At 65.3% G+C, this 2,874-nt stretch carries 1 protein-coding gene; it reads right to left on the bottom strand.

Going from position 1 to position 2,874, the window contains the following annotated elements; all coding sequences use genetic code 11:
- Window positions 1–116: 116 nt before the first annotated feature.
- On the bottom strand, window positions 117–2,874 hold a 2,758-nt coding region (locus AC5Y7D_RS30725; protein WP_499929936.1), incomplete at its 5' end, for a type I polyketide synthase.

Here is a 2,874-nt window from a genome sequence, read left to right as displayed (position 1 = left end):
GGAAAGCGCCGCACGAATCGTCCGATTCTCTTGTTTCAGGCTGTGAATCTGGACGACTGCTTTTCGCAGGGCATCGGCCGCTGCCTCTAATTTGTCAACCATTTCCGAATCCCCATCTACTGGTCATCCACTTCGTTCAATATCGTGTTGACGAGATCATCAAGATCCATTCCTGCAATATCGGCCTTGTATTCTGCGTCGTCGCGATCAGTTGTCGCAGTTGCGACGACACCGGCTTGCCTAAGACGCTTTATCGGATGAATTTCCTGGTCGGGGCCCTCGATGGATTCGGCGGTGGTGGGTCCTCGCAGGCACCTCCGCAGATAGCCCGCAACCGCGGCCGGGTCGGGGTAGTCGAAGATCAGCGTGGAGGGTAGTCGCAGGCCGGCAACCTCGGACAGGCGGTTGCGCAGCTCGACAGCTCCCAATGAGTCCAACCCGATTTCGGTGAACGCCCGGTCGGCTTGCACAGCCTGCGGTGACGTGTGGCCCAGCACGGCGGCAACCTGGGCGCGCACCTCGGCCAACAACGCGAAGTCCCATTCCGCCTCGGGTGCCGCAGCTAGCAGCTGCGCCAACTTGGCGGTGGCCGGGGCTGCCGCGGCGGGCAGGCGCACAAGCTTGCTCAGCAACGGCGGCAGCAATCCCAGTCTGGCTTGTTCTCGCAGCGCGGCCAAATCCAATCGCCCAGGAACGAGCAACGGCTCACTACTCGCGCACGCGAGGTCGAACAACTCCAATCCCTGCTCGGTCGACATCGCCGCGAACCCCAGCCTCTGCATCCGCGCCAGATCAGTGTCGGTGAGCTCGCCGGTCATTCCGCTGGGCTGCTCCCACAGGCCCCACGCCAGCGAATTTGCCGCCAGGCCATCTCGGTGTCGGTACTGGGCCAACGCGTCCAGAAACGCGTTGGCCGCCGCGTAATTGGCTTGCCCGGGGCTGCCCAACACAGCAGCAGCCGAGGAAAACATCACGAACGCCGACAGGTCCATATCCCGGGTCAGCTCGTGCAGGTGCAGCGCACCATCCAGCTTCGGAGCCAACACCCGCTCGACTCGCTGGCGGTCGAGTGACTCGACCACCCCGTCGGCCAGCACCCCGGCGGCATGAATCACCGCCCCCAGCCGACGCTCACCAGCAACTCTGTCTATCAGCGCCGCCACCTGGTGGCGATCGGCGACGTCGCAGGCCGCCAACTCCACCCGGCAACCCAGCTCGGCCAAATCGGCGACTAGCTCCTCGGACCCGACCGCCCCCCGCCGACTCACCAACAACAGGTGGCCACACCCGTATCGGACTGCCAGATGCCGGGCCAACGCCATCCCTAAAGCCCCGGTGCCCCCGGTGATCAACACCGTCGCCGCCGGATCAAACACCGTCGCCGATTCGGCAATGTCCTCGGCAATGTCCTCGGCAATGTCCGAGGTAAGCCGCTCCAACCGGGGCGCCAACACCACACCCTCGCGTACCGCCAACCGCGACTCATCGCGCAATGACAGCACCGTCGGCACAGCCCGCCAAGAGGCCTCGCTGTCATCGACGTCGAGCAGCGTGAACCTGCCAGGATGCTCCGAGGCGGCGCTGCGCAGTAGCCCATCGACCGCCGCAGCAGACAGATTGGGTGCCTCGTCGTCTGCAGCCGCTACCCCCAACCGGCTTACCAGCACCAACCGTGATTCGGCTAAAGCCGGTTCCCGCAGCCACGCCTGCACAAGCTCGAGTGTTTGGTACAAGCCCGCGCGAGCAGCCGCACCACGCCCGCCGACCCCATCGGCGGTGATCGGCGCGGCGGTGAGCACCACCTCGGGTGCGCTGCCGCCCTGGCCGATCGCCACAGTCAACGCCGCCAAATCGGGATAACGGTTCACACCGTCGCCGCCGATCCCGTCCAGCTCCACTGGCCCGTCCCGATCAAGGACTGCCACTCGCGGCACAACCCCGCCGGGCGGGGTGTGCAGAGCCACCCAGCCGACACGATGCAGCCAATTCAGACGCCGTGTCGCCGCCCGGCCGAATTGGGCGGCATCGACCGGCGCCACCCGAAGCAAATCAACCGAAAGCACTGGCGCTCCGGACTCATCCACCGCCCGTAACCTCAGCCCGCCCGTATCGGTTGACCCGATCACCACACGCAACGCCGAAGCACCCAGGGTCGCCAGCGACACGCCTCCCCAGGCGGACGCCAACGCCAGCTCTCCGGCCAGGAAGTTGATCGGATGCAATGCCGCATCGAACAGTGCCGGATGCAGCCCGAAACCGGCGGCCTCCCCCACGTCCTCGGCGTTCAAAGCGAGCTCAGCAATCAGGTCCTCGCCAAGGCGCCACAGCGCCCGCACCCCCTGAAACGCCCGACCATGATTGAAACCGACCGCGGCCAGCTGGTCGTAAAGCGCTTCGGTGTCCACCGGCACCGCCCCCTCCGGGGGCCACACCGGCAACCATGGCTCAAATCCCACATCATCCGAGCGCGCAACCAACGCACCGCTGGCATGACGAACCCACGCAGGCCCGTCGTCCACCGAATCGTCCGTCTCGTTGCCCGCGGCGTCTTCCGGGCGTGAATACACATCGACTGTGCAGCGACCGTCCTCATCCCGGCCGCCGATCAACAGTTGAAGCGTCACCCCGCCATGCTCAGGCATCAGCAAAGGCGCCTCGATAACTAGTTCTTCTATCCGTTGGACTCCGGCTTTGGCGCCGGCGACCAGCGCCATCTCCACAAACGCTGCCTCTGTCACCACCACCACTCCGGCCACTGCGTGATCGACCAGCCAAGGATGGGTATCTAGCGACAACCGACCGCTGAACATCCACCCCCGCTCACCGCCCAATCGCACTCCGGCAGTCAAGAAAGGATGGCCGACACCCGTCAAG

It is taken from the genome of Mycobacterium sp. NGS49 (assembly GCF_059812565.1).
Note: the sequence above shows the minus strand (reverse complement) of the source record. Positions and strands in the feature narration are given on the sequence as shown.